The organism is Moraxella nonliquefaciens (genome assembly GCF_001679005.1).
In the GTDB taxonomy this organism is placed as follows: Bacteria; Pseudomonadota; Gammaproteobacteria; order Pseudomonadales; family Moraxellaceae; genus Moraxella; species Moraxella nonliquefaciens.
In genome coordinates, this window is the sequence record NZ_LXTW01000031.1 from 1 (window position 1) to 1,035 (window position 1,035).

At 28.5% G+C, this 1,035-nt stretch carries 1 protein-coding gene; it reads right to left on the minus strand.

What is annotated here, in order from left to right:
* Positions 1-185: 185 nt before the first annotated feature.
* On the minus strand, positions 186-1,035 hold an 850-nt coding region (locus tag A7456_RS07020; RefSeq protein WP_067009056.1), incomplete at its 5' end, for a restriction endonuclease subunit S.

Here is a 1,035-nt window from a genome sequence, read left to right on the forward strand (position 1 = left end):
ATAATCAACTTTCAACTTATTGTTTTGTAGCCAATAAGTCATGTTTCTCTTGCTAAATTGGTTGAACGAATTAAATATAAAAAAAGCAAACGAGAAAATTTGCTTAAAGTGGGAAATATTTTAGAGCAAGTTTTGATCGATTTGCAAGAAAAAAGCAACCCTACGAGGTTGCTTATGTATATATTTTAAACTAAATGTTGTAGAGTATTACTTTGTTGCTGAAATAAATAGCTTATATAAGCTTCCATATATTGCCAATCAGGTGCATCATTTTTAGTTGGTAAATAAATAGAAAAATCGGTTTTTATATGTCGATTGAGTTCGTCAATAAAAGCTTTGTAGTACAATTGACTTTCTTTAAATACCATAATAGCAATAAACATTTTAACATTGAATGACATTTGCCATTTGGGTTTTAAAACTACAACATTTTGACTTGTGTAAAATGGAGATGGCTGAATAAAACAAGACCCAAGATATTCTCCCCCAAGTGACAAAGTTAAATTACCTGCTTCATAAGGTTTTAAACCACTAATCTCATCAACACACTCAGTAATTCCGTTACTCTTATTAGCCCTTCCGATAAAATTAATGGTTGGATTAACACTAGTCATTTTAATTTTATCTAGTTTTGTTCCCATATCTATATCAAACATTTCATTATCGTATAAATGGAATCGCTTCCAGCCTTTTAATGAAATATTTTTCTCTAGAGGGTTATTTATATGATTTGCAATGGCAGAAATACTATCTTTTTCTATCAAATATAAACATTCAATGTGCTTTTCCATGTATTCCCAGTCTGGAATGTTATTTTTTACTGGTAATTTAATAAGTAAGTTTAATGCATTTTCTCTAGTAAATTTATTTACATAATCAAAATTCATTAATTTTGCTTTTGCTTTAAACACAATCATGAAAAATAATAAGCAATTCTTTGTCCATTTATCTTTATAAATAATAGGGACTAGCTTTTGAACATGGGAATATCCGACAAAATCATTGGATTGATAAAAAATACTATCGGCTGTTGTT